The 26,701-nt window shown below is 50.2% G+C and carries 29 protein-coding genes; 19 read left to right on the top strand and 10 right to left on the bottom strand.

The features are described from left to right. Positions 1–38: 38 nt before the first annotated feature. From NOC_RS11015 to NOC_RS11005, 3 genes are read left to right on the top strand one after another with little or no spacing between them, the layout of a single operon-like run. The gene (locus NOC_RS11015; RefSeq protein WP_002809233.1) at positions 39–650 is read left to right on the top strand and encodes a DedA family protein; all 612 of its coding nucleotides are present in this window, start codon (positions 39–41) and stop codon (positions 648–650) included. A gap of 3 nt (positions 651–653) precedes the next feature. After that, positions 654–1,796 (top strand): AI-2E family transporter, encoded by a 1,143-nt coding sequence (locus tag NOC_RS11010; RefSeq protein ID WP_002811737.1) that lies wholly within the window; start codon positions 654–656, stop codon positions 1,794–1,796. Positions 1,797–1,826: 30 nt separating this feature from the next. After that, positions 1,827–3,086 carry a Glu/Leu/Phe/Val family dehydrogenase gene (locus tag NOC_RS11005; RefSeq protein ID WP_002809315.1) on the top strand — a complete coding sequence of 420 codons (1,260 nt, stop codon included), beginning with the start codon at positions 1,827–1,829 and terminating at the stop codon, positions 3,084–3,086. 34 nt (positions 3,087–3,120) lie between these two features. Here the strand turns inward: NOC_RS11005 and NOC_RS11000 are convergent, their stop codons facing one another. The 3 genes from NOC_RS11000 to NOC_RS10990 all read right to left on the bottom strand — a co-directional run bounded on the left by NOC_RS11000 (position 3,121) and on the right by NOC_RS10990 (position 6,300). Continuing rightward, positions 3,121–4,959 carry a glycoside hydrolase family 15 protein gene (locus tag NOC_RS11000; protein WP_002809824.1) on the bottom strand — a complete coding sequence of 613 codons (1,839 nt, stop codon included), beginning with the start codon at positions 4,957–4,959 and terminating at the stop codon, positions 3,121–3,123. Between the two features lie 509 nt (positions 4,960–5,468). Next, on the bottom strand, positions 5,469–5,966 hold the full coding sequence (locus tag NOC_RS10995) for an IS630 family transposase (protein WP_011330422.1): 498 nt from the start codon (positions 5,964–5,966) through the stop codon (positions 5,469–5,471). Position 5,967: 1 nt separating this feature from the next. After that, positions 5,968–6,300: an IS630 transposase-related protein gene (locus NOC_RS10990; RefSeq protein ID WP_011330421.1), complete on the bottom strand. Its 333-nt coding sequence runs from the start codon at positions 6,298–6,300 to the stop codon at positions 5,968–5,970. A 320-nt stretch (positions 6,301–6,620) separates the two neighbouring features. Between NOC_RS10990 and NOC_RS10985 the strand changes: the two genes are divergently transcribed. From NOC_RS10985 to NOC_RS10945, 9 genes are all read left to right on the top strand, one after another. Next, on the top strand, positions 6,621–6,881 hold the full coding sequence (locus tag NOC_RS10985; protein WP_002809131.1) for a hypothetical protein: 261 nt from the start codon (positions 6,621–6,623) through the stop codon (positions 6,879–6,881). A gap of 120 nt (positions 6,882–7,001) precedes the next feature. Next, entirely contained in the window at positions 7,002–7,511 is a 510-nt protein-coding gene (locus tag NOC_RS10980) for a hypothetical protein (RefSeq protein ID WP_002809542.1), read from the top strand. Positions 7,512–8,640: 1,129 nt separating this feature from the next. Next, complete coding sequence (locus tag NOC_RS10970; protein WP_011330843.1) at positions 8,641–10,596, top strand: acetoacetate--CoA ligase; 1,956 nt, start codon at positions 8,641–8,643, stop codon at positions 10,594–10,596. Positions 10,597–10,615: 19 nt separating this feature from the next. Beyond that, positions 10,616–11,617, top strand: coding sequence for an oxidoreductase (locus NOC_RS10965; RefSeq protein ID WP_002809276.1), 1,002 nt, complete (start codon positions 10,616–10,618; stop codon positions 11,615–11,617). 139 nt (positions 11,618–11,756) lie between these two features. Next, positions 11,757–12,353 (top strand): hypothetical protein, encoded by a 597-nt coding sequence (locus NOC_RS10960; protein ID WP_002810509.1) that lies wholly within the window; start codon positions 11,757–11,759, stop codon positions 12,351–12,353. Next, entirely contained in the window at positions 12,328–12,534 is a 207-nt protein-coding gene (locus NOC_RS17505; RefSeq protein WP_147094453.1) for a hypothetical protein, read from the top strand. The genes NOC_RS10960 and NOC_RS17505 overlap by 26 nt, the downstream gene beginning before the upstream one ends. A 192-nt stretch (positions 12,535–12,726) precedes the next feature. Next, the gene (locus NOC_RS10955; RefSeq protein WP_036497418.1) at positions 12,727–12,939 is read left to right on the top strand and encodes an AbrB/MazE/SpoVT family DNA-binding domain-containing protein; all 213 of its coding nucleotides are present in this window, start codon (positions 12,727–12,729) and stop codon (positions 12,937–12,939) included. A 314-nt stretch (positions 12,940–13,253) separates the two neighbouring features. Then, positions 13,254–13,646: a DUF4398 domain-containing protein gene (locus NOC_RS10950; RefSeq protein WP_011330841.1), complete on the top strand. Its 393-nt coding sequence runs from the start codon at positions 13,254–13,256 to the stop codon at positions 13,644–13,646. Between the two features lie 25 nt (positions 13,647–13,671). Beyond that, complete coding sequence (locus NOC_RS10945) at positions 13,672–14,532, top strand: OmpA family protein (RefSeq protein WP_011330840.1); 861 nt, start codon at positions 13,672–13,674, stop codon at positions 14,530–14,532. Positions 14,533–14,641: 109 nt separating this feature from the next. Here NOC_RS10945 and hflD read toward each other — a convergent pair whose 3' ends face one another. The 6 genes from hflD to NOC_RS10915 all read right to left on the bottom strand — a co-directional run bounded on the left by hflD (position 14,642) and on the right by NOC_RS10915 (position 19,072). Continuing rightward, positions 14,642–15,283, bottom strand: coding sequence for a high frequency lysogenization protein HflD (hflD, locus tag NOC_RS10940; protein WP_002811685.1), 642 nt, complete (start codon positions 15,281–15,283; stop codon positions 14,642–14,644). Continuing rightward, positions 15,280–16,383, bottom strand: a complete 1,104-nt coding sequence (gene mnmA, locus NOC_RS10935; RefSeq protein ID WP_002810772.1) for a tRNA 2-thiouridine(34) synthase MnmA — start codon at positions 16,381–16,383, stop codon at positions 15,280–15,282. The genes hflD and mnmA overlap by 4 nt, the downstream gene beginning before the upstream one ends. Before the next feature lie 322 nt (positions 16,384–16,705). Beyond that, positions 16,706–17,509: a GTP cyclohydrolase FolE2 gene (gene folE2 / locus NOC_RS10930; protein ID WP_002808786.1), complete on the bottom strand. Its 804-nt coding sequence runs from the start codon at positions 17,507–17,509 to the stop codon at positions 16,706–16,708. Positions 17,510–17,511: 2 nt separating this feature from the next. Further along, entirely contained in the window at positions 17,512–17,895 is a 384-nt protein-coding gene (gene queD / locus NOC_RS10925; protein ID WP_002810576.1) for a 6-carboxytetrahydropterin synthase QueD, read from the bottom strand. A 51-nt stretch (positions 17,896–17,946) separates the two neighbouring features. Then, positions 17,947–18,837, bottom strand: a complete 891-nt coding sequence (ispA, locus tag NOC_RS10920; RefSeq protein WP_002811624.1) for a (2E,6E)-farnesyl diphosphate synthase — start codon at positions 18,835–18,837, stop codon at positions 17,947–17,949. Between the two features lies 1 nt (position 18,838). Continuing rightward, positions 18,839–19,072: an exodeoxyribonuclease VII small subunit gene (locus tag NOC_RS10915; protein ID WP_002808556.1), complete on the bottom strand. Its 234-nt coding sequence runs from the start codon at positions 19,070–19,072 to the stop codon at positions 18,839–18,841. Between the two features lie 145 nt (positions 19,073–19,217). On the opposite strand from NOC_RS10915, the gene ribF reads away from it, so the two are divergent. From ribF to NOC_RS10900, 3 genes are all read left to right on the top strand, one after another. Beyond that, positions 19,218–20,150: a bifunctional riboflavin kinase/FAD synthetase gene (ribF, locus tag NOC_RS10910; RefSeq protein WP_011330837.1), complete on the top strand. Its 933-nt coding sequence runs from the start codon at positions 19,218–19,220 to the stop codon at positions 20,148–20,150. A 257-nt stretch (positions 20,151–20,407) separates the two neighbouring features. Beyond that, positions 20,408–20,821, top strand: coding sequence for a hypothetical protein (locus NOC_RS10905; RefSeq protein ID WP_011330836.1), 414 nt, complete (start codon positions 20,408–20,410; stop codon positions 20,819–20,821). Further along, positions 20,811–21,437 (top strand): SBBP repeat-containing protein, encoded by a 627-nt coding sequence (locus NOC_RS10900; RefSeq protein WP_002810554.1) that lies wholly within the window; start codon positions 20,811–20,813, stop codon positions 21,435–21,437. Before NOC_RS10905 ends, NOC_RS10900 begins: the two co-directional genes overlap by 11 nt. Here the strand turns inward: NOC_RS10900 and NOC_RS10895 are convergent. Further along, positions 21,434–22,390: a 2-hydroxyacid dehydrogenase gene (locus tag NOC_RS10895; protein ID WP_002809006.1), complete on the bottom strand. Its 957-nt coding sequence runs from the start codon at positions 22,388–22,390 to the stop codon at positions 21,434–21,436. The genes NOC_RS10900 and NOC_RS10895 overlap by 4 nt on opposite strands. Before the next feature lie 674 nt (positions 22,391–23,064). Here NOC_RS10895 and NOC_RS16925 point away from each other — a divergent pair. The 4 genes from NOC_RS16925 to egtD all read left to right on the top strand — a co-directional run bounded on the left by NOC_RS16925 (position 23,065) and on the right by egtD (position 26,644). Beyond that, positions 23,065–23,229: a hypothetical protein gene (locus tag NOC_RS16925; protein WP_244859959.1), complete on the top strand. Its 165-nt coding sequence runs from the start codon at positions 23,065–23,067 to the stop codon at positions 23,227–23,229. Between the two features lie 395 nt (positions 23,230–23,624). Continuing rightward, positions 23,625–23,963, top strand: coding sequence for a DUF1820 family protein (locus NOC_RS10890; RefSeq protein ID WP_002809888.1), 339 nt, complete (start codon positions 23,625–23,627; stop codon positions 23,961–23,963). Between the two features lie 393 nt (positions 23,964–24,356). Further along, the gene (gene egtB / locus NOC_RS10880) at positions 24,357–25,670 is read left to right on the top strand and encodes an ergothioneine biosynthesis protein EgtB (RefSeq protein ID WP_002811631.1); all 1,314 of its coding nucleotides are present in this window, start codon (positions 24,357–24,359) and stop codon (positions 25,668–25,670) included. Next, positions 25,667–26,644 carry an L-histidine N(alpha)-methyltransferase gene (gene egtD / locus NOC_RS10875; RefSeq protein WP_002809684.1) on the top strand — a complete coding sequence of 326 codons (978 nt, stop codon included), beginning with the start codon at positions 25,667–25,669 and terminating at the stop codon, positions 26,642–26,644. The genes egtB and egtD overlap by 4 nt, the downstream gene beginning before the upstream one ends. Positions 26,645–26,701 lie beyond the last annotated feature (57 nt).

The following is a 26,701-nucleotide window of genomic DNA, read 5'->3' as shown; positions in this document are numbered from 1 at the left end:
TTTCCTTAAGGAATTTTTTTCATCCGGAGCAAACGCCAATGGAACATCTCCAGTGGCTCGTACCCTACTTAGAGCACTATGGCTATGGGATTCTTTTTATCGGTAATTTATTGGAAGGTGTGCTTATTCCCATGCCGGGACAACTCCTGCTTATCGGTGCTAGCTTGATGGCTGCCCGCGGCGATATGCAGATTTACTTAGTGCTATTCGCGGCTTGGAGCGGCGCTATTGCAGGCAACCTGTTAGGCTACGGATTGGGGTATTACGTTGGCCGACAGGGGATTCTTCGTTATGGAGAACGGCTCAAGATAGTCAACCCCACCCGGCTTTCCCGTATCGAGCACTATTTTGATCATTATGGTAGTGGATTAGTGGTCATCGCTCCATTCTTTGAGTTGCTGCGGCAGCTTAACGGCTTTCTTGCCGGGACGATGGGAATGCCGATCTGGCGCTTTATTCTTTGCCTTATCCTGGGAGTTACATTATGGGTAGGGCTATGGGGTATTGGCGCCTATATTCTGGGAGAGCATGTCCAGGAAGCATTTTTTCTCATCAAAAAAGCAGAACCCTATGTGATTGGTTTAGGGGTATCCATTCTGCTAGCAACAATGTTGTATTTACTGCGGCGGCGAAGATGCAGGCAAGGATAACCATTGGCCGTTGATAAGCCCTTGAAATTACTTCCCTGGTATCAGCGCCATCTCTGGCAGATCGTGCCGGTACGTGATGTACTATGGATTTTTCTTGGCGCGTTCCTGTTATGGTTCGGTTATCAACTGCGGGCTATTTTTATCCCCTTGCTTATAGCCTTTGCCTTTGCCTATTTATTTGATCCCCTGATTCGTTGGGGGGAACGGTATTGCAAGATGCCCAGGCCCGTGACAATCAGCCTGATTCTTGCCCTGGTCATTATAGGCGGCATGTCTCTACTGGCATGGCTAGGGCCGGAGTTCCTTAAACAATTTGCAGAGTTGCTGCGCGGGCTCATTGACTATCTTCAAACTCTTGCCACTGAATACGATATTCATCTTCTAAAGTCTTTGCGGGCCAAGCTAGAAAAATGGGTTCAGCACTTGGAAGAAAATCCGGTAGGGTTTATCGTTGAAAATACTGAAATCTTGCTTATCGGTACGACCCAAGCCGTCACAGTGGTGCGACACATTCTGGGCACCGCCGTCTATATCGGCACGATGGCTTTGTTAATTCCATTCTACTTTTTTATGATTGCCTGGCATTTTGGCGCTATCATAAGAAAAATAAAGGATCTCATGCCGGCGCGGGAAAAAGACCAAACCCTTGCCATCATCAAGGAAATGGATGAAGCGGTAGCGGCTTTTTTCCGTGGGCGCTTGGTGATTGTTCTGGTTACTGCCGGATTATTTTCTCTGGGATGGTCGCCGCTATTCGCGGATGTACCCTATTGGTTAGTGCTTGGGATTAGTGCTGGAATATTGAATTTTATTCCCTACTTGGCGGCATTGGCCTGGCTCGCGGCCATCCTTTCAAAAGGTTTAGCAATAGGCTTTAGTGGCGATTTTGACTTATGGTTGGTAATTATCTGGCCTAGCTTCGTCTATGGCGTCGTCCAATTTATCGATGGTTGGTTGCTCACGCCCTGGATTCAAGGGCGTAGTCTCAATTTGGGCGCCATCACTGTTATTATCGTAGTGCTGATTGGCGGGACGATGGGCGGTCTCTACGGGCTCTTGCTCTGTATTCCCATGGCCGCTTGTGCCAAGATCTTGTTTACTGGACTGATCTTGCCTCGTTTCTATCAATGGGCGGAAGAACATTAGTTATTTTTTATAGAATGGTAGGAACCTGCATTGAATTCAACAAAAACCTATAATCCCCAGCAATGCGCGGACAGCTATCTCGCCCAGGCCCTGCGGCGGATTGGTGCTAGTGAAGCAATGGAGCATCTGCTCCAGGCCTCCTATCGGGAAATAAAATTCGAATTGCCCTTGATTCGGAAAGATGGCTCTCTAGCCGTTTTTCACGGCTACCGGGTGCAACATAATCATAGCCGCGGACCCTTTAAGGGAGGCATTCGCTACCACCCTAGCGTAAATTGGGAGCATTCCCATGCCCTTGCTTCCATCATGACCTGGAAAACGGCGCTCGTGGATATTCCTTTCGGTGGTGCCAAGGGGGGAATAGATTGCGATCCCTGCGCGCTCTCCTCCTCGGAACTAGAAACGTTAACCAAGCGCTTTATAATAAAATTAGGTCCCCTAGTGGGGCCGGATCAAGATATTCTGGCGCCAGATATGGGAACCAATGCCCAAACCATGGCTTGGCTTTACGATGCTTATTCCCAGGGAGAGGGCGATGAGCCAGCCGTAGTCACAGGGAAGCCTGTGGGATTAGGGGGCTCCTATGGCCGGGCTGAAGCTACTGGTCGGGGGGTGGCCATGGTAGCCGCCTGGGCTGCTCAAGCGGAAAAACTTAATCTTACCGGCGCGACGGTGGCTATCCAAGGTTTTGGCAATGTAGGCAGTTGCGCGGCCCGCTTCCTGGCGGAAAGAGGGGCCAAAGTGGTGGCTATCAGCGATGTTCGAGGGGGAGTCTATAGTGGTGATGGCTTCGATATTGAAACTATTGTTCATTCCAAGGAAGCCGAGGAAAAGTCTGCTTCAGCTCTGGAGCTAGCCAGAAAAGGCGAAGCCATCAGCAATGAAGAACTGCTCACCCTGGAGGTAGATCTCCTGATACCCGCGGCTGTAGGGGGAGTATTACACGAGAACAACGCCGATCAAGTAAAGGCCCGCCTAATTGTGGAAGGGGGTAACCTGCCCACGACCTGCGAGGCGGCCGAGATCTTCCGGGATCGAGGTATCCCGGTGGCGCCAGATATTCTAGCCAATGCCGGCGGTGTCACCGTTTCCTATTTTGAATGGGCGCAAAACTTACAGCGTTATCGTTGGGAACGGGAAACAGTCCATCAAAGGTTGGAAAAGACTTTAAAAAAAGCGTGGGATAATGTACGAAAAAAGGCGGAAGAAGACTCTCTTTCTTACCGGGAGGCGGCCTATGTGATTGCAACAGGCCGGGTAAAACACGCCATCGAATTACGGGGATTTTGAGATGAGTTGATTAAACCCGAAGGGGTAGGGGGGCTTAGTTCCCTCCCACTTCTGCCACCTTTGACAGGGCTACCGCGGCGGCAATCAGGGAAAGGTGAGTCAAACCTTGGGGAAAGTTGCCCAACATCTCCTTTTTTTCGGTATCGTATTCCTCTGAATAAAGGCCAAGATCATTGCCGGTAGCCGCTGCCTGCGTGAACACCTCGCGCGCCTCTTCCAGGCGGCCTTGGTAAGCCAGGCATTCCGCCAGCCAAAAGGAGCAAGCCAGAAACACGCCTTCCTTGCCCTGCAGGCCATCATCGTGACTTTCCGCTCTATAGCGGCGCAGCAGACCTTCTTGTTCCAAGTCCCGCCATACGGCGTTTGTGGTCCGTATCATGCGTTCGTCCTGATAATCCACGAATCCCACCACGGGCAATAACAATAAACCCGCGTCCATCTCAACATGATCAAAGGCCTGAATAAAAATACCGCGCTGGAAATCATAGCCCTTCTCTTCCACTGCTTGGCGGACCGCTTTCCGTTCCTGCTTCCACCACTCAAGAGGCGCATGATTATCAAGGTCTGCAGCCAGTTTGATCCCTCGATCTAAGGCCGCCCAACACATGACCTTGGAGTGGACGAAATGACGGGGTTCACCGCGCATCTCCCAAAGACCTTGATCTGGCTCTTTCCAACGCTCACCCGCTGCATTCACAAGGCCCGCTAGGAATTCCCAATAATCTTCGTCTGGGGTTTGCCCCCGCTGGCGCCAGCGCCAGGCTAACTCCAATAATTCTCCATAAACATCTAGTTGGATTTGTTTTTCCGCCGCATTGCCTTGGCGCACTGGCTTTGCTCCCCGGTATCCTGGCAATTCTTTAATCTCAAATTCATGCAGTCGCCGTTCTCCCCCCACACCAAATAAAATCTGGACTTCGTCCGCACATCCAGCTGCAGTCCGCTCGATAAAACGGCGAAAACCATCTGCCTCCTTGATATATCCAAGATCCGCCAGTGATCTGACCGTAAAGGTAGAGTCCCGAATCCAAGTAAAACGATAATCCCAGTTCCGCTCCCCGCCGGGCGCTTCCGGAAGAGATGTTGTGGAGGCCGCCGCGATAGCCCCCGTAGGCGCATTGCATAAGCCCTTGAGGACAAGGGCCGAACGCTGCGCTTGTTCAGCATGGGGGCCGTTAAATTCGCCCTGGGAGAACCAGGCATGCCACCATTTGATAGTTTCTTCCAAGCGCTGGTCCAGCGTTTCGATAGTAGGGATATTAGCCCAGCCTTCATCAAGACTTTCCGGGCGCCGGTATAAAAGGGAGAGATGAACTCGTTGCCCTTCTTTAATATGGCAAGCGCCTTGAAGATTATGGCGATCCTTCATTTCCAGGCGAAAATCGTTGGAGATGAGTAACCCATCACTGCCTCCTATCACAATATAATAATCGCCAGAATGATTATTATGGCGCCGCTGAATCCAAGGTTTGATAGCGCCGTAATCGAAGCGTGGCGCAATATCGACGCGGAAGCTCACCTGCCCTTTTAGCCCTTCAAGTACCCTGAGGATCTGCCGGTGAGGGTGCTGTTTCCCCCCTTCCCGCAGCGTAAAACAATCCAGGAGACGGGCTTCTCCCTCGCTCGTTCGAAAGGTGGTTTCCAGAATCAGCGTCTGAGGGAGGTAACGGCGGGATACTTCATGGGGTTCTGGCGGAGCGATTTGACAGTACCCGCCTTGCTCCCAGCCCAGAAGACGGCCAAAACAGCTGCGGGAATCCACCCGTGGCATGCAGCACCAGTCGATGGAACCGGATTTCGAGATCAGGGCGGAGGAATGGCAATCGGAAATATAGCCATAATCACTAATGGCAGGGTAATTGTGTTTATCCATGGTGGCTATGTTATCTCCTAATGAGGGTATTTCATAAGCATATTCTAATGGCGGAGGAAATTTTTAGTTGCTTCTATATTTGTAAAGCTAAAATTAAGTAAATTCAATTTTATTGCGTTACGCAGTCAAAACTTTCCTCTTTGAAAACGGAGAGATATCCGTAGCCACCAGAAATTAGAGGCCGGAATCAATAAGCCCGCAAAGATGCACTTTTGGCGAAGGTCTTGGTTTTTATTCCTGCCCTACAGGCTAGTACTCGTGTCCTGTTCAATCTTCAAAACGGGGCAAGAAGAAATTCTCTTATAGTCAATCTCTGAAATATATCCAAGCTGGTGAGGTTCAAAAAATCCTTATCAGGCGGGGCATGATCGAAACAACTTTCGAGCCCGAGAAAAAAACTTGGCAGCTTGTCACGGCGTCTCTAATGAGCTCGCTCAGGGTTCGATTTTTCCACAAATTTCTCAATTTAACGAATGCGGCTTGGTTTTTTTTTATAGCTAAATCTATAATTACTGATACGCTGCAACGATATTCTCAAGGGTTTCATGTTCGTTGTATTCTCTGATTTTTTTGATATTTCCGAAGTCTTTTTCTATGGGGTTAAAGTCAGGGGAATAAGGGGGGAGGAATAAAATTCCCGCCCCTGTTTTTTTGATGATTTCACGTGAAGAAACGGCTTTGTGGAACGGAGCATTATCCATGATGACAATGTGGTTGCTGTTGAGCAAGGGGCAAAGCTCTTTTTCCAGCCATGCATTGAACACAGCCGTGTTACAGGTTCCCTCAAATAGAAACGGCGCTTCAAAGCCTTCATCCATACGGGCGGCCAATAAAGAGGTTCGCGGTCTGCGATGACCGGAGATCAGACCATAAACACGCCGCCCCTTTGGAGCGTAAGCGTAACGACGGGAAACCTCCGGCTCAAAACCGCTTTCATCAAGATAGACAAATCTTTTGCCGCGGCGGCGATAGCGTTCACGAAGGCGAAGAAAGCTCTTTCTTTTCATATTACAGCGCTGCGTGTACCCCGTCATTTTTTTTACGGGTTAACCCCATTTTGTGCATCGCATGCCAAATACAGTAATACGAAACGCCAAAATGCCGGGCGCGTTCTTTATAGGTGAGAGCAGCCTTGTCTTCCACATGGACCCGTAAAGCCTCCCAGTCCAGCTTGTGTGAACGGCGAGGGCCGGGACGCTCGTAACACAGCGCATCATCCTGCGACAACCAGCGATAAATGCTCGCGCGGCCTACCTGAAATCTCCGGGCCGCTTCCGCCTTGCTTCCACCGCCCCTTACAAAATCGATTACTCGTTTGCGCAAATCAATTGAACATCTCATCACAACAGTATGAATGAATATAACACAAATGTCTCAATATTTATAAATTTAGATATAACTCATTGATCACCGTCGCAGTGCTGATCCTCAAAATGGGCGCCGTATTTGCCAATGCCACTGCCCTTTAAGACACTTTAATAGTTTTCTGCCTGGTTTCTGATAAACATCCTTTCTATGAATATTGGAGCACTAGTCGGGCAGGTATCTTTGAGCGTCGTCACGCCTTTAAATATAAAATTATTTCAAACTATTAGGTAGAGGCGTATTCGTCAGTTGATGGCAACACGCGCTTACCAGAATGTAAAAAACTGGAGACTACCATGAATAAATTTGTTACTTTGACTGTCGCCACCGCTCTTATTTCCTCCTCTGCTCTTGGTGCCACACCCGAGAATGGCTGGTGGTGGAATCAGCAAACGTCCGGCACAGGCTGGAGCCTGGAATTTCAAAATGGCACCATGTTCGCCTCTGGTTTCATATATGACGATGGCGGCAATCCTACCTGGGTGTCTGGTAGCGGTATCGTGAACTCAAATAACCAGACAACGGTTGAACTCATGCGCTCAACCGGCGGGCCTTGATTGCAGTGCGCCTACACGAAGCCGTTCACGGCGGGGACTGGCAGGCTCGCTACTTTCCACTTTAGTGACGACGGGCATGGAACCATCACAATCGATGGTTCATCGAGTGATATTTACAGGATGAATTACGGCTATGGCGATGATACCCACAAAATGCTAGGCGTGTGGAGTGTGTCAATACTGGCTCCCGTCGTTGCCGGGATGGGTATATCTGATTTTGTTTCCTACACGAGCATTAAGGATGATGGCCGGGTATGGGGAAGAAGGGCATTTAACAGCAACACCTTAACGCTTGCCGAGCATATAGGAGATGGCCAGTATTTGAGCATAACAAGCGTTAATGAAAGCGAATATATGATGGCAATTTATCGGTTTAGAGGGCTTAACCGCATTGTGGGATTAACGCTTATCTTCAACAACAGCAAAGACGGCGGGGATGCTGTGAGCGATATATTGGACCATGGTTTGCTTTTTCTTGGTAACCGCAACGCTAATAGCTCGGATGTTAGCACTAAGAGCGCCCATCAAGAGAAAGATGACTCAGCAGAACTGGATGCGATTTACGCAGAAATGAAGCGCAGCATGGATATTGGGGCTATCAACAAGGCGCTAGATGCCGTGAAGTTCTGAGAAGATTAATCATTAAACATAGACGGACCCCCGTCAGTTTCGGCTAGCGGGGGTTTTGCTGTTTAGCTAATGCTGCCAAATTCAGAACCCTATATTTATAAACATCGTTAACCTTATCCCCTGCGCCGTAATGAGAGGTCACGGTCACCACGCGCACCTCATATCTGTTTCTGTTATCCAGTATCACGTTATCATTGTTATTGTATCGTGACTTATTACCTTTATAGATAACCATTATTCCACTGAATCGAGCAGGTATTGGCATTTATCATAATCATCGTGGAAGAGGGCCAAAAAACATGGAGCGTATTCGCTCTTTTCCGAGGGTTCGGACCAGTTCTCGTATGGCACAGTATACGAAGAAAAAACAAATAGCCATATATGAACAGCCTAGAAATGGGGCCATACGACTTCATTGAGTAGATTGCGATAGCGAGGACAAGATCGCCATGTTTACGAATGAAGGGAATAAGATGCTCAACATAGCGGACGATAAAGGTAGCGGTTATATAAATTGCTGTTTTCCACACCACATTGTAAATAAGGGGTTTCTCTGGGAACCGGTTTACAAATGATAGCAGACTTGGAAACAATGAGTGCGGCGATACTTGCCGTGATGAAAGTTGAAACTTGGATACCATATCTTCGAGCATAAGTGCTCGCGTAAAAGCGATTAGTTGAAATGTGGCGAAGAAAAATATAGTAGGAGGAATGATTGTCAGAATTTCCTGCTTCAAACGTGGAATGATATTGTTCATCGGAAAATCATCTAAAAAGTTAAAAATAGATTCATTCCGGCTAACGCTGCATGTGAAATACTTCCAAATCAACGCTAACTGTCTGTGCCCGCAACTGGAAAATGAAGCAATTTTTTTTAGGTTTGCTGTAACCAACGTGACCATTTATTTTTTGGCAATTTGCCTTGATTCCAGTATAAGCCATCCCGCTGTCAATTACCCTTTTACAGTTAACACCTGAAAAGATTTTTAGTTGTTGATAGCAGGCAAGTGGGAGGAGAGCTTTTTTTGAAGCAATAATAGGCTACCTATCCTGGGTTTTATAATCTATATAGGGATTAAGGTAGAGATTAAAACCGGGCATAAGCCCGGCTATTTGCCAGAGGATACCCATGCAGGAACCCCTGTGGAGACCGTCGAGCGCCCAGGTGCAGCAGGCCCAGATGACCTGTTTCCTGCACACCGTCCAGGACCAATACGGGGCTAAGGTCGCGGATTATCCCGCCCTTTACGCCTGGTCGCTCCAGCAACCCGAGGATTTTTGGGCGGCGGTGTGGCGTTTCTGTGAAGTGAAGTCTTCCCAGCCTTGGGAGCGCGTGCTGGAAAACGGCGACTCGATGCCGGGGGCGCGCTGGTTTGTAGGTAGCCGGTTGAACTTCGCGGAGAATCTGCTGCGCTACCGAGATGAGCGACTGGCCCTGGTATTCCGGGGCGAAGAGGGTCGCCGATGCGCCCTTAGCTACGGAGAGCTTTACCTCCAAGTGGCGCGTTTAGCCCAAGCCTTGAAGGGAGCAGGTGTGGGTGTGGGGGATCGGGTTGTGGGGTGGTTGCCCAATGTGCCGGAGACCGTTATGGCCATGCTGGCTACCACCAGTCTGGGCGCCATTTGGTCTTCTTGTTCGCCGGATTTTGGCATTCAGGGGGTGCTGGATCGTTTTGGGCAAATCGGTCCTAAAGTGCTGTTGGCCGCTGATGGCTATCATTACAAAGGCAAGGCTATTGATTCCCTGGCCCGCCTAGCTGAAATCGTGGAGTCCTTGCCGGGCCTGCGGCAGGTAGTTGTCGTCCCGTACCTTCACAGCTCGCGGGATCTAGCCCCGATCCCCAAGGTCCAAACGTATGAAGCCTTTATGGGGGAGGCGGAAAATTCGCCGCTCACCTTTGCCCAGCTACCCTTCGATCATCCAATTTATATTCTGTACTCTTCGGGCACCACCGGCGTCCCTAAGTGTATTGTCCATGGAGCTGGCGGGACCCTGCTCCAGCACCTCAAGGAACTGAGGCTCCATACGGATCTAAAACGGGAAGATCGGATCTTTTATTACACCACCTGCGGCTGGATGATGTGGAACTGGCTGGTGAGCGCCCTGGCAACGGGGGCTACCGTGGTGCTCTATGACGGAGCGCCGCTTTATCCCCGGCCTGAGAGTTTGTGGGATATGGCTGCCGAAGAGGGCATCACCGTTTTTGGCGCTAGCGCTAAATATCTTTCGGCCTTGGAAAAGGCGGGGGTCCAGCCGGCCCGCACCCATCATCTGTCAAAGCTCCGGACCCTGCTTTCCACCGGCTCCCCCCTGGCCCCCGAGTCCTTTGACTATGTCTACCGGGATATCAAAGAGGAGGTGCAATTATCCTCCATTTCCGGCGGCACCGACATTGTGTCCTGTTTCGCCCTGGGCAACCCCATCCTTCCCGTCTACCGGGGCGAACTGCAATGCCGCGGCTTGGGAATGAAGGTGGAGATCTTTGATGAGAAAGGCCGTTCTGTCCAGGGGCAGAAGGGGGAGCTGGTGTGCACCGCCCCGTTTCCCGCTATGCCGGTTTTTTTCTGGAACGATCCAGGGGGCAAAAAATACTGGGCCGCCTATTTCGAGCGATTCCCTGGAGTCTGGGCCCATGGGGATTATGCGGAGCTGACAGCCCATGGGGGCTTGATCATTCATGGCCGCTCCGACACGGTGCTCAATCCGGGGGGGGTGCGGATTGGCACCGCCGAGATTTACCGCCAGGTAGAAAAACTGCCGGAAGTTCTCGAGAGTCTGGCCATCGGGCAAGCCTGGCAAGGGGATGTACGGATTATCCTGTTCGTGGTTCTCCGGGAGGGCCGGGTGCTGGACGAGGCGTTGATTAACCGCATTAGACAGACGATTCGAAAACACGCCTCGCCCCATCATAGGCCAGCCAAGGTGCTTCAAGTCCCCGATATGCCCCGCACCCTAAGCGGCAAACTGGTGGAGCTGGCGGTCAGCCATACCATCCATGGCCGTCCGGTAAAAAATCTGGATGCCCTGGCCAATCCAGAAGCCTTGGAGTATTTCCGGGATCGGCCGGAACTCCAAACCGATTAAAGCAAAAGGAGGCATTTCCATGGAATCTTTTCGGGGTCTGCGCATTGACCGGGAGAAGGAGGGGATCCAGGCTCGCTTAGAAACCCTGCATTTAGAGGATCTTTCCCCCGGTTCGGTGGTGATCCGGGCTTATTATTCCAGCGTTAATTACAAGGATGCCTTGGCGGCCACCGGCAAGGGTAAGATTATGCAGCGTTTCCCCCTGGTGGGCGGCATTGATGTTTCAGGCGTGGTGGAGAGTTCGACCGATCCCCGCTGTCGTCCGGGGGACAAGGTGTTGGTCACTGGCTATGGGTTAGGCAGTGATCATGACGGAGGTTATGCCGGCTATGTTCGGGTGCCGGCGGACTGGGTGGTGCCTTTGCCGGAGGGCTTAAGCCTGTATGACGCCATGGCGTTGGGGACCGCGGGCTTTACCGCTGCCCTAGCCATCCAGCGGATGGAGGACAATGGGCAGCGACCGGATCGAGGTCTCGTCCTGGTCACGGGGGCGACAGGCGGCGTGGGGAATCTGGCCATCAATATGCTGGCCGGGCTCGGTTACCCGGTGGTGGCTCTGACCGGTAAGCGGGAGGCAGTGGAAGATTTAAAAACCTTGGGCGCAAGCCAAATCTTATTTCGACAAGAATTAGAAATGGGCCAACGTCCCCTGGAAAAAGGGCAATGGGGCGGGGCCGTGGATGTCGTCGGAGGAGATATGCTGAGTTGGCTTACCCGGACTGTGCTGCCCTGGGGCAACATCGCCAGTATTGGTCTAGCGGGGGGGAGTGAGCTGCACACCACGGTTATGCCTTTTATTCTGCGGGGCGTGAGCCTGTTGGGGATTTCTTCCGCGGACTGTCCCATGCCCTTGCGCCAGCATATTTGGCAACGGTTAGCCACCGATTTGCGGCCTAGGCACCTTAATCAAATTGTCACCGGAATGGTTTCCCTGGAGGAATTATTACCCATTTTTGAAGGCATGCTGGCGGGAGCTCATCGGGGAAGAACGGTGGTAAAAATCAGGGACGATGAGGGTTAGGGTGGGGGGGCTTTTTGGGAAGGAATGCGGTAGTTGGTTGTTACTTCAGGACAAAACTAAGCTAGAGACTTTATTATACCTCTCTGGGGTGTGATTTTTTACGCCTTTTAGGGCGTCTATTTATAGTTAGGAGTCGAAGATGGATGCCGGCGAAGTGAGGGTCAAGGATTTCCTGGAAAGCAAGGGGCTCGCACCAGAACGCTTTACCAAGCAAGAGATTCGTGCCGGCAAAACCCCTGACTTCCGGGTGCTGCTAAATGGCGACCTTCAATTCTTTTGCGAGGTGAAATCAAGTCAGGAAAGTCGTTGGCTTGATGAGCAGCTGGAGAACGCAGAAGCTGGGCAACTGGTCGGCGGTTCAAGGAATGATCTGATATTTAACCGCCTTGCTTCGGACGTTCACCAGGCAATAAGCCAATTCGACGCCGTGAATGGAGAGTGGGAAGTACCGAACGTGCTTGCTCTTGTGAATCACGATGAGATGTGCGGGTTCAATGACGTGCTTGCGGTAGTGACCGGCAACTTCTATGCGGAAAACGGAGCGGCCCACCCGATTTATCGCCAATTCTCGCACGGCCGAATTCGGGAAGAGAAGCGAAGAATCGATTTGTTCATCTGGCTAGATGACTATAAGCCGCATCGTTTGCTATTCAGTCAAACAAATGAAGGCCATCATGCAAAGTTGCTGGCCGGGTTCGGGTTATTGCAAGATGACATCACGCAAATCGACTCCTAACAATGCTATGAACGCGGACAGCCAAAAGCATCGCTCCTTCTCATCGCGCCACTTTTGGCTGCCGGTTGTGGTGAACGATAGGTCGGCGCTTCGCGCCGACGAACCCCTATCTAAGGTCACTGCTTGGACGGTCGCAGCTTCGCCCCCTTGGTTGGAAAAAATGAGCGCCAGCGATCTATGAAAAAACTTCGGGGTCGCACGGCGAGAAAAGAATAACATCCACTATTATGCGCTCAATTTTTCCAAGTTGGCTGTGGCCCTCAACTCGTCCCGTTAGCTGCAAAAAGTACCACCATCATAAAAAAAGAATTGTAAATTAATTTCAAGTAATACTATTTTGTGGGATTACTTTTGCTATTGGAGCCTGAAAACCATGACTGTCACTGCAAAAGGGCAAGTCACAATCCCTAGAAATGTAAGAGAAACTTTAGGCATAACCCCTGAAACTGACATTGATTTTATAGAAGACAACGGAAGGTTTTATATAGCTAAAGCGGATGGTCCAAAAAAATTTAGAAAGCTGAGAGGAATAGCCGCAGCAAACATGTCAACCGACGAAATCATGAGTCTCACAAGGGAACCATAATGATCAAATCAATTTGATTAGCGGCCTGGATGAATTAGGGCAAAGTATAGGTTTCAGAGACAAGGCCCTCCGCGGCGAGGGGGAGGGATATCGTTCATTCCGTATGCCTATGCTTATATAGTGGAGTAACTTTGGTGGCGCGCATAGTTGGCTGGGGCTACTATGCAAAACGTATGTGAGGTTGAAGTGCGTCAACCAGCTAATATCCGTTGGCAAAGCAGGGGATATTTGCCTTTTATTGACTTGGAAGCTAGGCAGCATAAGCTATGCTTTAATTGTGTTGCCCTATTTTCAGTAATGACTAAGGAGGAGTTATGCCCCCACTACAAACAAGCTTAATAAAGTTATTGGGAATTTCGATGATAGCAGCGGGCTTAGGGGTATTGGGTGGTTGCGCCAGTGTACCGCCACCCCGGGGGGAAATTGCAGAAGCCACGTTTGCCGTGGGCGAAGCTCAAGAAGCAGAAGCCCCCCAGTATGCGCCAGCAGAGCTACGCAGCGCCCGTAAAAAATTAAAAGCGGCTGAAAGCGCAATGGTTGATGAAAATTATGAGAAAGCACGCCGCCTCGCTGAACAAGCCCTTGTCGATGCCCAGTTTGCGGAGGTTAAAGCCCGGGCAGAGATTCAGCGCCAGGGGGTGGAGGAGCTGCGTAAGAGCATTGAAATTCTACGCCGCGAATTAAATAAGCGTAGCGGCAATCCTTGAATTAATGATAAAGGGAGGTAAAAGAATGAAAGTCTCTTTTTTCAGGAATGGGGTGAACAAGGGCATATTGGTGTTAGGTTTCTTCTCGGTTTTTCTGGTTGCGGCATGCGCCCCGCCTACTAAGCCGGTTGATCTGGAACGTGCCGATGCCGCTATTGAACAGGCTCAGGCAGATTCCAATGTCGCACAATACGCTCCGGTTAGATTGGACGAAGCTAAGGAAGCCTTACAGCGGGCCCAGGTTGCTTGGGAGGAAGACGAGAGTGTCGAAGAAGTAGAACACCTTGCCTATTTGGCGCAGCAGCGCGCTGCCATTGCAGAAGTGGCGGCAGCAGACAAAGCCGCTCAGGCTGAGATCAAGAACCTGGGCCAGGAGCGTCAGCAAATGCTAATGGATGTGCATGAACTTGAGGCGAGGCAGGCTAAAGAACAAGCCAAGATGGCAGAAATTCGAGCGGATAAGCTGGAAAAGAGACTTGCTGAGCTTAACGCCGAAAAAACCGAGCGCGGATATGTGCTTACCTTGGGGGATATTTTATTTGAAGTAGATAGTGCCGAACTAACCTCCGGTGGAATGCAGAATCTGTTTCGCTTGGTTACTTTTTTGAAAGAATATCCTGACCGGGAGGTAGTCGTTGAGGGGCATACAGATAGCACTGGTTCGGCGGTTTATAATATGGAACTCTCCCAACGACGTGCCGATTCAGTGTATCTGTTTCTCGTGAACAATGGGATTGCGCCGGACCGTATTGTGGCCCATGGTTATGGCCAAGGTTATCCAGTGGCGCCTAATAATACCACTGCGGGCCGCCAGAAAAATCGTCGCGTGGAAATCGTGATACTCGGTGCTGGAAAGCAGGCTGAAGAGTACCAACGCCCGGGTTGAAGATTGCCTTTATTCTCTACCTGTCCTTAGTATGCCCCCCCAGAATGGAAGGCTATCGCCTTCCAGGGACTAGGGAGGAAGTTATCCGATAGGGGATCTAATGAGAGGTCTATGCCGCACCTGCTCGAGGTATGCGTTTTAGGAGGGTGTGCGTTTCGTATAGCAATTGACGGCCCTGGAACAGTAAATGGAGGCGAGTCCCCCCCATCTGTCGCCAAAGCACGGCTGATCGGATGGCCGCCAGCAGCAGTGCGCGGACTCGCTCAATATTCTCCGGCTGCCGGAGATGGGTTTCTTCACCTCGAATTTGGATTCTTGGCGTCAGAGTGCTGATAGTGTTAACGTAAGTGTCGGCGAGGCGGGCGATAATGAGGGGATCCGCCGGAGAGAGTTCCTCCGTTTGTGGCTCGATGTGTTTAATTTGATCGGCGATCTGTGCCAGTATCCTGGGGCGTTTTTTTAGCCGTTGCTCCAGATACATGATATTGGTGAGGTAGCGCAGCAATTCAGGATCGGTACGGTAAGATTTTCTATTAAGTTGCTGGTTCAAGACTTGCAATCCAACACTGACTCCTTCGATATTGCCGTAGACATCTTCCGCGCTTTTTGGATTCATCTTAAAGACGCTGGCCAAGCTGGCGGCTACCGTATCGATGGGGGCATTGCCCTGGCGCGCGATTTGTTGAACTGAGTTTAGGGCTTGTATGATGCCGGCTAAAGCCAGCGTTCGATTATGCCAAACGTTGCTCATGATTGTATCCCCAGTGCGTCCGTGGTAGTAATGGTGCCTCCACCAAGGCACTCATCGTCCTGATAGAAGACGATGGCTTGTCCTGGAGTGGCGGCATATTGTGGTGCATTAAAAATGACTTTGATATAGCCATTGGCTATTGCTGTAAGGGTGCAGTGCTGATCGGTCTGGCGGTAGCGGATTTTGGCGGTACAGGAATAGGGCAGGGGTGGGGGGTGGCCAGCTACCCAATGGAGCTGATTAGCCTCCAGAATTAAGCTTTTCAGCCAAGGATGATGCCTGCCCTGGGCCACATAGAGGGTGTTCTGTGGCAAGTTTTTACCCACCACGAACCAGGGCGCGCCGTTGCTATTTTTACGGCCGCCAATGCCTAGTCCCCGCCGTTGTCCTAAAGTGTAGTACATAAGCCCGTCGTGCTGGCCGATCCATTCCTTATCGGGGGTGCGCATTTCACCTGGCTGAGCGGGGAGATAGCGACTGAGAAATTCCTTGAAACGGCGTTCTCCGATAAAACAGATTCCGGTGCTATCTTTTTTGCTGTGGTTAGGAAGCCGGGCTTGTATAGCAATTCGGCGGACTTGTGGCTTTTCCAACTCTCCCAACGGAAACAGCGTATGAGAAAGTTGTTTTTGCCCTAAAGTATACAAAAAATAACTTTGATCCTTATTTTTATCCCGTCCTTTAAGGAGACGATAACGTCCTTCTTTCTGGTCAATGCGGGCATAATGACCCGTAGCGATAAGAGTATTGCCGAGCGCTAGAGCGTGGTCAAGGAAGGTTTTGAACTTAATTTCCCGGTTACACAGAATATCCGGATTGGGAGTACGGCCCAGGCGGTATTCTTCCAGAAAGTAGTGGAATACGCGATCCCAGTATTCCATTGCGAAATTGGCTTCATGAAAGGAGATCCCTAGCAGGGAGGTCACCGCTTGGGCGTCTTCCCTATCTTGCGCAACAGTGCATTCGGATTCGTCGGCAAAATCCACCCAATTCTTCATGAAAAGGCCACTTGTGGGATAACCTTGCTGCTGAAGCCGGAGGGCAGCAACCGAGGAGTCAACCCCTCCGGATAGACCCACAACCACCTTAGGCTTATTCATTTGATTGCGCGGAAAACGGCGGGAGATGGTGCACTCCGTTCTCGCTTCTCCGTGTTCGTTAGTGCTATGCATTCACGCTTTGCCTTGATAACTATTATCTCTGTCTGCTGTCGCCAGTATCCATTGTTTGGCCCATTATATTAAATTCTCCTTCAAAGCAGAATCCTTCTTCTTTTGATTGGGTGGGATAGTAAAGGGGCGGGCATTAGAAAATGTGCTTCTTCCTGTTAGGAGGGAGATTTCTTCAGCAGGCAGGAAGATGAAGGAGGGTGGCTAGATGCCAAGATGAAAAAATTTTTCACTCTTAGCAAGCTGGGCTAAGTTACTTCTCCCGTTCAATCATCGCATAGGCAGAATGATTATGAATAGATTCAAAGTTTTCCGACTCCACCCTATAAGCGGAAACGCGATCATCTTGGTTAAGACGTGCGGCTACGTCACGCACCATATCTTCTACAAACTTTGGGTTATCGTAAGCGCGCTCAGTCACATATTTTTCATCGGGCCGTTTAAGTAAGCCATAGATTTCGCAGGAAGCTTCCTCCTCTACCAAATCAATGATATCTTCAAGCCAAATAAAGCCTTCTATCCGCACGGCGACAGTTACATGGGAGCGCTGATTATGAGCGCCATAGTCTGAAATTTGCTTGGAGCAGGGGCATAAACTAGTGACAGGCACCACAACTTTAACCGTTATTTGAGGTTTATCTCCCTTGATTTCACCGATGAAGGTGACCTGATAGTCCATCAAACTCTGTACCTTCGAGACAGGGGCTTGCTTGGTTACGAAGTAAGGAAAAACCATTTCAATGTGCCCCGACTCGGCTTGAAGGCGGTGGTTCATCTCCCGCAGCATCTCCCTAAAGGAGCGCACGGTGATCTCGTGCTCATGCTGATTTAGGATTTCCACGAAGCGGGACATGTGCGTCCCTTTGAAATGGTGGGGTAAGTCCACATACATATTGAAGTTCGCCACAGTATGTTGTTCCCCACCGTTGCGGTCGCTTACTCGCACGGGGTGGCGAATATCTTTAATTCCCACCTTGTTGATAGCAATTTGCCGCTCGTCGGCTTTTGCTTGTACGTCTTCGATGGGGCGTTCTACCGCTGGGACGATTGGATTCATTGTTATTGATCCTCTGTATAACGTACGCAGGCACGCTCAGTCTCCCACAGGGTAATGGCGCTTACCCGCGCTCGTTCGTTATTAAGCTGTTTGCTTAGGCCACGGTAAAAAAAAGCCGCTAAATTTTCAGCGGTAGGATTGATCAGGTCAAAGGGGGAGATATCATTTAGGTAACGATGGTCAAGTTGAGCGCATAATTCCCGCGCACTTTCCTTGATGTCTTTAAAGTCCATGACCATACCTTGCTGATCTAATGCTTGGGCAGTGACCTCCACTTCTAGTTTCCAATTGTGCCCGTGCATGCGGCGGCACTCCCCAGGATAGTCGCGGAGAGTGTGAGCTGAGGAAAAATCGGTAATAATTTTAAGGGTATATGTGATTGCCATCGCTGATTCTGAGTATACTAGGACATCGTCATACTGACAAAGCAGAAGTGATTAATGACGGCGTTTGACGATAAAGTCCGCTAACCATTCCAAATGTTCTGTGGGGGCATCGATTGCCCGTAAGGTTTGGCGAGCATCCTCCAGCAGGCTTTGGGCTCTAGCCTTGGCTTGGGTTAAGCCGAGCAGAGAGGGATAGGTCGGTTTATCCTGGGCCTTGTCCGAACCTTGGGGTTTACCTAGGGTGGCGGTATCGCTCTCCACATCAAGCACATCATCCTGGATTTGGAAGGCTAGTCCAATGCATTGGGCAAAACGGTCAAGGTTTTCTAATGTATCTTGAGTTATCTCTGGGTGACACCAAGCCCCCAATAGGACACTAGCGCGAATCAGCGCCCCGGTTTTGAGCCGGTGCATGGTTTCCATCTCGGAAAGCGTTAGCTGCACGCCCACCGAATCCAGATCAATGGCCTGGCCTCCCGCCATTCCGCGAGAGCCTGCCGCTTCCGCTAATAATTCTAGCATATTAATTTGATTTTTAGCCGGAATAGCGGAGGTGGGTTCTGCCAGTGTGCGGAAAGCTAAGGCCTGGAGAGCATCCCCTGCCAGTAAAGCGGTAGTTTCGCCAAAAGCCTTGTGACAAGTAGGATGACCGCGCCGTAGGCTATCATTATCCATGCTGGGTAGGTCGTCATGGACCAGGGAGTAAGCATGGATGAGTTCTACCGCGCTTGCAGGTGCATCCAGCACCGCTTCAGAAACTCCCAAGGCTATCCCTGCGCTGTAGGTTAATAGTGGCCGAAGCCGTTTGCCTCCTCCCAAGACTGCGTAACGCATCGCCTCGTGTAATCGTTTCGGTGGATTATTCGCTGGGGGGAGGGTTTTTTCTAGCGCCCGCTCGGCACGCGCCTGCAAGGCGTTGACCCAATCATCAGTGGATGACATGCTATTCCTCGTTGGGAAAGTCGTTTATTTGTTCTTTTCCCTGTTTCTGCTGCAAAATTTGCACTTTTTGTTCAGCATCGCGCAGCGTTTCTTGGCAAAGCTGGGACAGTTTGACCCCCCGCTCGTATAGACGCAGGGACTCTTCTAAACTCACTTCGCCTTGCTCCATGCGTGAAACTAAAGTTTCTAGCTCAGCAAGGGCGGATTCAAAATCAAGTTTATTACGCTTTGGCATTGCTCAAAAAGTGTCTGTGGGAAAAATCTGCTAACCTAACGTAGGCTGGTTCAGGGGTCAACCAAATGATAAATCCTATTTTATATCTGCTTAGACCTCATTGCGGGCAGAGGCTGCGCTGTATTTTGTCATTGGGGCCGAGGCTATGAGCAAGCTCATTAGGGGTTTATACAACCTGCAATCCCACCAACAAAGCGGTGTTGCTACTATTGGCAATTTTGATGGGCTTCATTTGGGGCATCAGGCCGTACTGCGTCAATTGGCCGCCAAAGCTGCGGAACTTCAACGGCCATCGCTGCTCATTACCTTTGAACCGCCTCCTAGTGAATTTCTCGCTCCTGCAAAGGCGCCTGCAAGGCTGACTCAATTTCGGGAGAAATTTGAAATCCTCCGTGCTCAGCCGGTAGATTGGATGCTTTGCCTGCGCTTCAACTCGTTCCTTGCACGCATGGAAGCCGCTGACTTTATCCGTATGGTGCTGGTGGAAAGGCTAAGACTCCGTTATCTCGTTGCGGGGAAGGATTTTTGTTTCGGGCGGGATCGTCGCGGTAATTTGACGCTATTGCAAAGAGCGGGAAAATATTATGGTTTTGAAGTCGCTCCCATGCCCGCTCTGTGTGTGGAGGGAGCGCGGGTCAGTAGTACGCGTATCCGCCAAGCACTAGCCCAGGGCAATTTAAGCAGGGCGGAGCAGCTCCTCGGGCGGCCCTATCGTATGAGCGGACGTGTCATTCAAGGTGACAAACGAGGCCGAACGTTGGGATTCCCCACGGCAAATATTGCCTTACGGCGCCACCGGATGCCTCTTACGGGTGTTTTTGCAGTGGAGGTCTATGGACTAGATAATGAACCGCTGCCGGGGGTTGCTAATGTGGGTGTGCGGCCTACCATTGGTGGCCGCCGCGCCCTCTTGGAAGTCCATCTGTTGGATTTTGAGAGGGATATTTATGGCCGTTACCTTCAGGTGGATTTCCTGCGCCAATTGCGCCCAGAAAAATGTTTTGAATCTCTCGCTGCCCTGGGCCAGCAAATTGAGAGGGATTGCGGCGTGGCGCGAGATTTCTTTACTTCCCGCTAACACTCTTTTTTTAAGATTGCAGCAGCTACTTTAAAGAATGGCCAACAAAGAATGGTCAACTACACTAAGGCTTTACGCAGGTAGCAACCGAATCTTTAAAAATAGCATTGGGTACCATATTGGATGAGTGTTGAAACTTTTCATTACCTATTACCTTACATGTTTTTGGGAAACGGACAAGTATATGGACGTTCAAGAAGAAGGTTCCGGTTTATTTGTGATTATCACATTGATGGAGAAAGCCTTAAATTATAGCGGTGGCGGTAGTCTGGCTCGGTAGCGCTACCGCTGCGCCCTTGGGCGGTTTGCCAGCCAGCGGCCTTGTTGAGCAGCCAGCAGAGAATATGCCACCTGCCTTAAAGGGAGCTAGCGTTGCCAGCACCTACGGCCGAACGCCCCTGAGTTTTGAGCCCAACCAAGGGCAAACCGATTCCGTGGTTAAATTCCTTTCCCGGGGTTCTGGCTACCAGCTCTTTTTAACTGCTACCGAAGCGGTGCTGGCCTTGCATCGGTTTTCCCCAGAATCCCCGGATAAAAATGTCGAAAACTCCAACAGTGTGCTCCTGAGGATGCAGCTGGTGGGAGCCAATACCGCGCCTCGCATCTCCGGCCTGGAGTCGTTGCCTGGTAAAATCAACTATTTCCGGGGAAAAGCCTTATTTGGGAGGTAAGGAGTTTGTAGATATAGGTAGTAGTATCGCTGCGGATACGGAAGGCCATGCCTATGTGACCGGCTGGAGCAGCTCGGTAAGCTTTCCCATTTTAAACGCTGCTCAGCCCCAACCTGGCCATGCTAATAACGGTTCAAGCGATGCTTTTATTGCCAAACTCAGCCCTGATGGTCATCTTGTTTATGCCACTTATCTCGGCGGCTGCTGTGATGAACGGGGTCGAGGCATCGCGGTGGACCGTGGGGGGAATGCCTATGTCACGGGATGGACTTCTTCCCCTGATTTTCCCATCCTTAATCCCTTGCAACCAGCCTTAGCGGGTTCAATCGATGTTTTTGTTACTAAAATCCTTGATACCCGTCTTCCCGATTGCCCCACGGGGATTTTTAGCCCTAATTATTGGGAGCTATTTTTATCGGACAATCGCATTGCCAATGGCGGTAGCATGCGGGCTGGCGATCCTTTGACTCTGCTTTTAAATAGCCTGAAATCCAACGCTGCTTTTGATCCTCTGGCAGGAATGTTAGGCGATTTGTTTCCCTGCCCCTTAAGCGGCGTAAACTTAGGAAGGAAGGCATCGAATAGGTTGCCAATAGCCGAAATTAACGCTTATTAGCTGACTAAATTACGGGGTTCTCCAGCGAGAAAACTACGGATATTTTTGGCAACTTGGGTGAGAAGGTACTGACGCGCCTCACGGCTGTTCCAAGCCACATGAGGAGTGAGAATAAGATTGGGAATATCCGGTGCTAATAAAGGGTTGCCGTGCCGGGGAGGCTCTTGGCTCAATACATCTACTCCCGCGCCTCCAAGGTGTCCCCTACGCAGGGCATCAGCGAGCGCCTGCTCATTTACGATCCCGCCCCGAGCAGCGTTAATGAGCAGCGCATCGGAGCGCATTGAAGCCAATTCGTTTGGGCCGATTAAACCGGTGGTTTCCGGAGTAAGGGGGCAATGGAGGCTGAGGATATCCACCAGGGGAAGCAGGTCTTTGAGAGGGATACGACCTGGCCTATTAGGAGTATTCGATCGTTGTGCTATAAGTACAGTCATCCCAAATGCCTTGGCGATCCGAGCGACTGCCTGGCCCAGCTCACCATAACCCACAATCCCGAAGGTTTTTCCTGCAAGTTCCCGGCAAGGAAAGTCCGGTACCGTAAAATGAGGACTGTACTGCCAGGCGCCAGTGGTGGCTGCGTGGCTAGTGGCGGCAAGACGCCGGGTAAGCGCTAAAATTAATGCGAAAACATGTTCCACTACAGAGGCAGTACAGTAGCCTCGGACATTGCAGACTGCAATCCCTAGGCGGCGGGCCGCCTCCAAGTCCACATTGTTGGTTCCCGTTGCTGCGATGCAGACTAGTTGTAAATGAGGAGCTTGCTTTAATATTGAACCGGTCAGGGCAATTTTGTTAGTAACAGCAATGGTAGCTTGCCGGATACGATCGATGATTTCGCTTGCAGTGGAACTGGTCTCATAGTATTTCCACTGCGAGATAATCGCTTCCAGGGGCGAAAAGTCAAGGTCGGCCGGATGGAGCGTATCTTGATCAAGGAATACGCCTTGCATATACTTTTCGTATGCCTTTGTTCGGTGATGAAATTGTCACTATTATATCGACTTTTTTAGCTAAATTTTTAAAAATTCGTACTTATTTGTCAGGCAATCTTTTTCATGGTAAGGGCAGGTGCTGGGTGACTAAGAGAGGAACAGTTGATAGATAGAGCTGTGAAATCAGGCCCAAGGCCATCTTTACGTACAGTACCATACATATATTGTATACGTCTTCGGTTATTAAAATAATGGCATTGGTGCTGTAGTATAGATTTGTAATCGTTTGTGTATGGGCTATCCTAAGATGTGTCGGAGTGCTGTCCGCAGCAAAAGGGGTATAATCAAAGGCAATTGGCGTTATAAGTGTAGAGACTCAAAAGAAGTCTTAAGCGGCTGCAACGGATGAGCCGCCACCTCTCCAGGAAGCAAAAAGTTTCCAATCGCCGAGGGAAGGCCAAAAAGCGGTTAGTCCTGCTGCACTCCTGGTTAGTCCGCCAGGGGAAAGCCGCACTTCATGAGTTGAGCTTATCAACTCACGGCGGGCTATGAGGGAATTGCCTTGGAAGATCTAAACGTTAAGGGCATGGTCAGGAACCACAAGTTGGCGCGAGATATCGCGGATGTGGGGTTTGGGAGGCTGACCAATTATTGAGTATAAACTCTATCTGCGTGGCTGCACGGTTGAGTTGGTGGATAGATGCTTCCCCTCCAGCAAGCTACGCTCAGATTGCAGCCAACTGCACGCTCTAACGCTCGCGGATAGGGAATTAGCCTGTGGGTGTGACTTAACGATAGATAGCGACCTTAAGGCTATCATCAATTTAACAGGTACCGTCGGGACAGGCTCAGGCTAGACGTTAAACGCAGGCAGGGGCATCGGTGTGGACGGCGTGAATAAAAGCCTATATTTTCAGAAATTATCCTGGACTTTTATGTGTGGTAATGTCCGCGATATTTCGCCAACGTGTTTGGTTTGTAGTTTGGAGTTTCGCTATGACTAATAGCAATTATTTTGTTCCTACAAAATGTTATTAGCCTAGAGAATTCGAAGTTCCTCGCAGCCTTCGGCGAAGGGGTTTCCTTGGCCTCTGTTGGTTTGTCACTTCTCACGCTTTCACTTCGCACGCTCGCTAGGGGGTCCTTAAACATCCATATTTAATTCCAATGTCGTCAAAAAATGTAATACGCAAAAACCTATTTGTGAGCGTAGATATTAAAATGCCATTTAAATGCGGGGATATTACAATTAGTGGCTAGAAAACGAGTTTATAAAATCAAATTTATTAGTCAAGGCAAGCTCTATGAGCTTTTTGCCCGGGAGGTGGGGCAAAGCACCATGTACGGGTTTGTCGAGCTTGGCGAAATCATCTTTGACGAAAAATCGGCGGTACTTGTCGATCCTTCCGAGGAGCAATTGAAAGCGGAGTTCGCTGGAGTAAAACGAACTTATATTCCTCTTCATACTATCTTACGTATCGATGAAGTGGACAAGGAGGGAATCAATAAAATTACCGAAGCCACGAATGCCGACACTAATGTGGCTTTCTTTCCCTCGTCTCTGCATACGCCAGGGAAAGATAAAAAATGATGACTATTTTAAGCTTCAGATGTTGTTTCAGTTTTTCATAGCAGTGTCGTTTTATGCGGAGATCATTGGAAGCTTTCTGGGTGGTTACTATTTTCGCCAATAGTTAAGTAGCTGAGCTTTTTTCGGGTTTGCCGATGCTTCTCTTCATCTTTAGTAGTCGTTAAGAGTTGCTCAATATTGCAAAACTTCCGGTGGGGTTCGGTTCTAACTCGGAGGAGATAGTCTGCGTTTTTAATATTTGGTAGGCAGCGCGTAAGGGCCCAGGTACCACCGGACGGGCAAGTAGTTAGCGCTAGCTTCCAAATAGAGGTAAGGTGAGGCGGTTTTGCGGCTTGGGACGCCATAGATTACACTCCTATCCATAAGTCAGTCGAATAGCCTGGGAGAAAAACGATGATACCGAGCCAGGATGCAGTGGAGTTAAAAGAAATAGCGCCGGACACTAGGGAGGAAGGGTTCACTTTTATGAGGCGCTACCGTCAGGTACGCCAGCTCAGTGAGACCTTATGTCAGCCTTTGGTGGACGAGGACTATGTGATTCAGACTATGCCGGATGTCAGCCCGCCCAAATGGCATTTAGCCCATAGCAGTTGGTTTTTTGAAAACTTTATTTTGATCCCTAAATTCAAGGGCTATCAACCCTTCCATCCGGCCTATAGTTATTTGTTTAACTCTTACTATGAGACCGTGGGTCAGTTCTGGCCTCGCCCGCAACGAGGGCTGTTATCTCGTCCCACGGTAGCCGAGGTCTATGCCTATCGCCACCATGTGGATAAGAACATGGTGCGCCTAGCAGAGAATTTGGAAGCGGAGAAGTGGCCGTCTGTTGCCTCCTTGATAGAATTAGGACTTAACCATGAGCAACAACACCAAGAATTGCTCTTGACTGATCTTAAACATATCTTTGCCACCAACCCACTCCGTCCCGCCTACCAGGAGGGGGTTGTCCCTCAATTCAAGGGAGCAAGAAAGAATGGCAGCCTAGAATGGTATGACTACAAGGGAGGACTGCATGCCTTGGGGTATTCCGGAGAAGGTTTTGCCTACGATAATGAAAGTCCTAATCATCTTGTTTACTTGCGCGATTTTCGCCTCGCTTCGCGCCTCGTGACCAACAGGGAATATCTAGCCTTTATGGCGGCGGGAGGATATCGAGAACCTCGCTACTGGCTTTCTGAGGGTTGGCATACGGTGCGGCAAGAAGGTTGGCAGGCGCCATTGTATTGGGAGCAGCAGGGCGAAGGTTGGTGGCAAATGACTCTCCATGGGATGCAACCTGTTCAGAAAGAGGCTCCCGTATGTCATCTGAGCTATTATGAAGCTGACGCCTATGCCCGCTGGGCAGGTTATCGGCTGCCTACAGAGGCTGAATGGGAAATCGTGGCGCGAACGCTGCCATGTCGGGGTAATTTTTTGGAGTCAGGGGCCTTACAGCCCTTACCCGCGCCTCCAGCAGCCCCTACCCCGGTTCAAATGTTTGGGGATGTCTGGGAATGGACCGGGAGTCCCTATGCGCCCTATCCTGGTTATCAGCCTTCCGAGGGAGCTATTGGTGAATACAATGGAAAATTTATGTGTAATCAAATGGTTTTACGAGGTGGTTCCTGTATCAGCTCATCTGAGCATTTGCGTGCTTCCTATCGCAATTTTTTCCCTCCCCACGCCCGTTGGCAATTTACGGGCCTTCGATTAGCGGATGATGTATGAATTCTGTCCTCTCTAGCCAGAAGCGGGGTGAACCTGCTTTCCATGACTATCGGCCGGCGCAAGCGCGGTTTCGGGAAGATGTTCTCTCTGGATTAACTAAAAGCCAGCGCCGGATTCCCCCTAAGTACTTTTACGATGAAAAGGGCTCCCGCCTCTTTGATGCTATCTGCCAATTGCCTGAGTATTATCCTACTCGCACTGAAATTCAGTTACTTAAGCACTATGGGGCGGAAATGGCGGAATATATAGGCGAGGGCAGTGTGCTGGTAGAGTTTGGCAGCGGGAGTAGTCTCAAGATCCGCGTTCTTCTCGATGCCTTGGAGCCAGCAGCCTATTTACCCATTGATATTTCCCGTGAGCATCTATTCCATGCCGCTAAGCGGCTGGCCGGGGATTATCCCGGGGTGGCTATCCACGCCGTCTGCGCAGATTATAGCCAGCCCTTGGGATTGCCCGGGGGGTTCGCCGAAAAGCCTAAAGCAGGATTTTTTCCAGGCTCAAGTATTGGTAACTTCGAGCCTGAAGAAGCCCGCCAATTTCTGACGCGGATAGCAGCTTTGCTAGGGCCGGGGAGCGGCTTGCTTATCGGCGTGGATTTAAAGAAAGAGGCCGCCCTGCTCAATGCCGCCTATAACGATAACCAGGGTATTACGGCGGCTTTTAATCTAAACCTGTTGCAGCGCATTAACCGGGAACTGGAAGGGAATTTCGATCTGACCGGCTTTGAGCATCATGCCCTTTATAATTCTGCTGAGGGGCGAGTGGAAATGCACTTGGTCAGCCTTAAAGACCAGGCGGTGACGGTAAACAATCAAACCTTCCAATTCCAGGCTGGGGAAACGCTTCATACGGAAAATTCCTATAAATACAGTATTGAAGAATTCCAACAACTGGCGAGTTCAGCAGGGTTCCAACCACAGCAAGTTTGGACTGATCGGGAGGATTTGTTCAGTGTCCATTACCTGAGTCTTTAAGGTTGTTGCAACAGGAATTAGAACTGACGAAAAAATGACTCTGATTTCATACTCCCA

Source organism: Nitrosococcus oceani ATCC 19707, assembly GCF_000012805.1.
In the GTDB taxonomy this organism is placed as follows: Bacteria; Pseudomonadota; Gammaproteobacteria; order Nitrosococcales; family Nitrosococcaceae; genus Nitrosococcus; species Nitrosococcus oceani.
The sequence above is the reverse complement of the archived record's forward strand: the minus strand, read 5'-3'. Positions and strand labels throughout refer to the sequence as shown.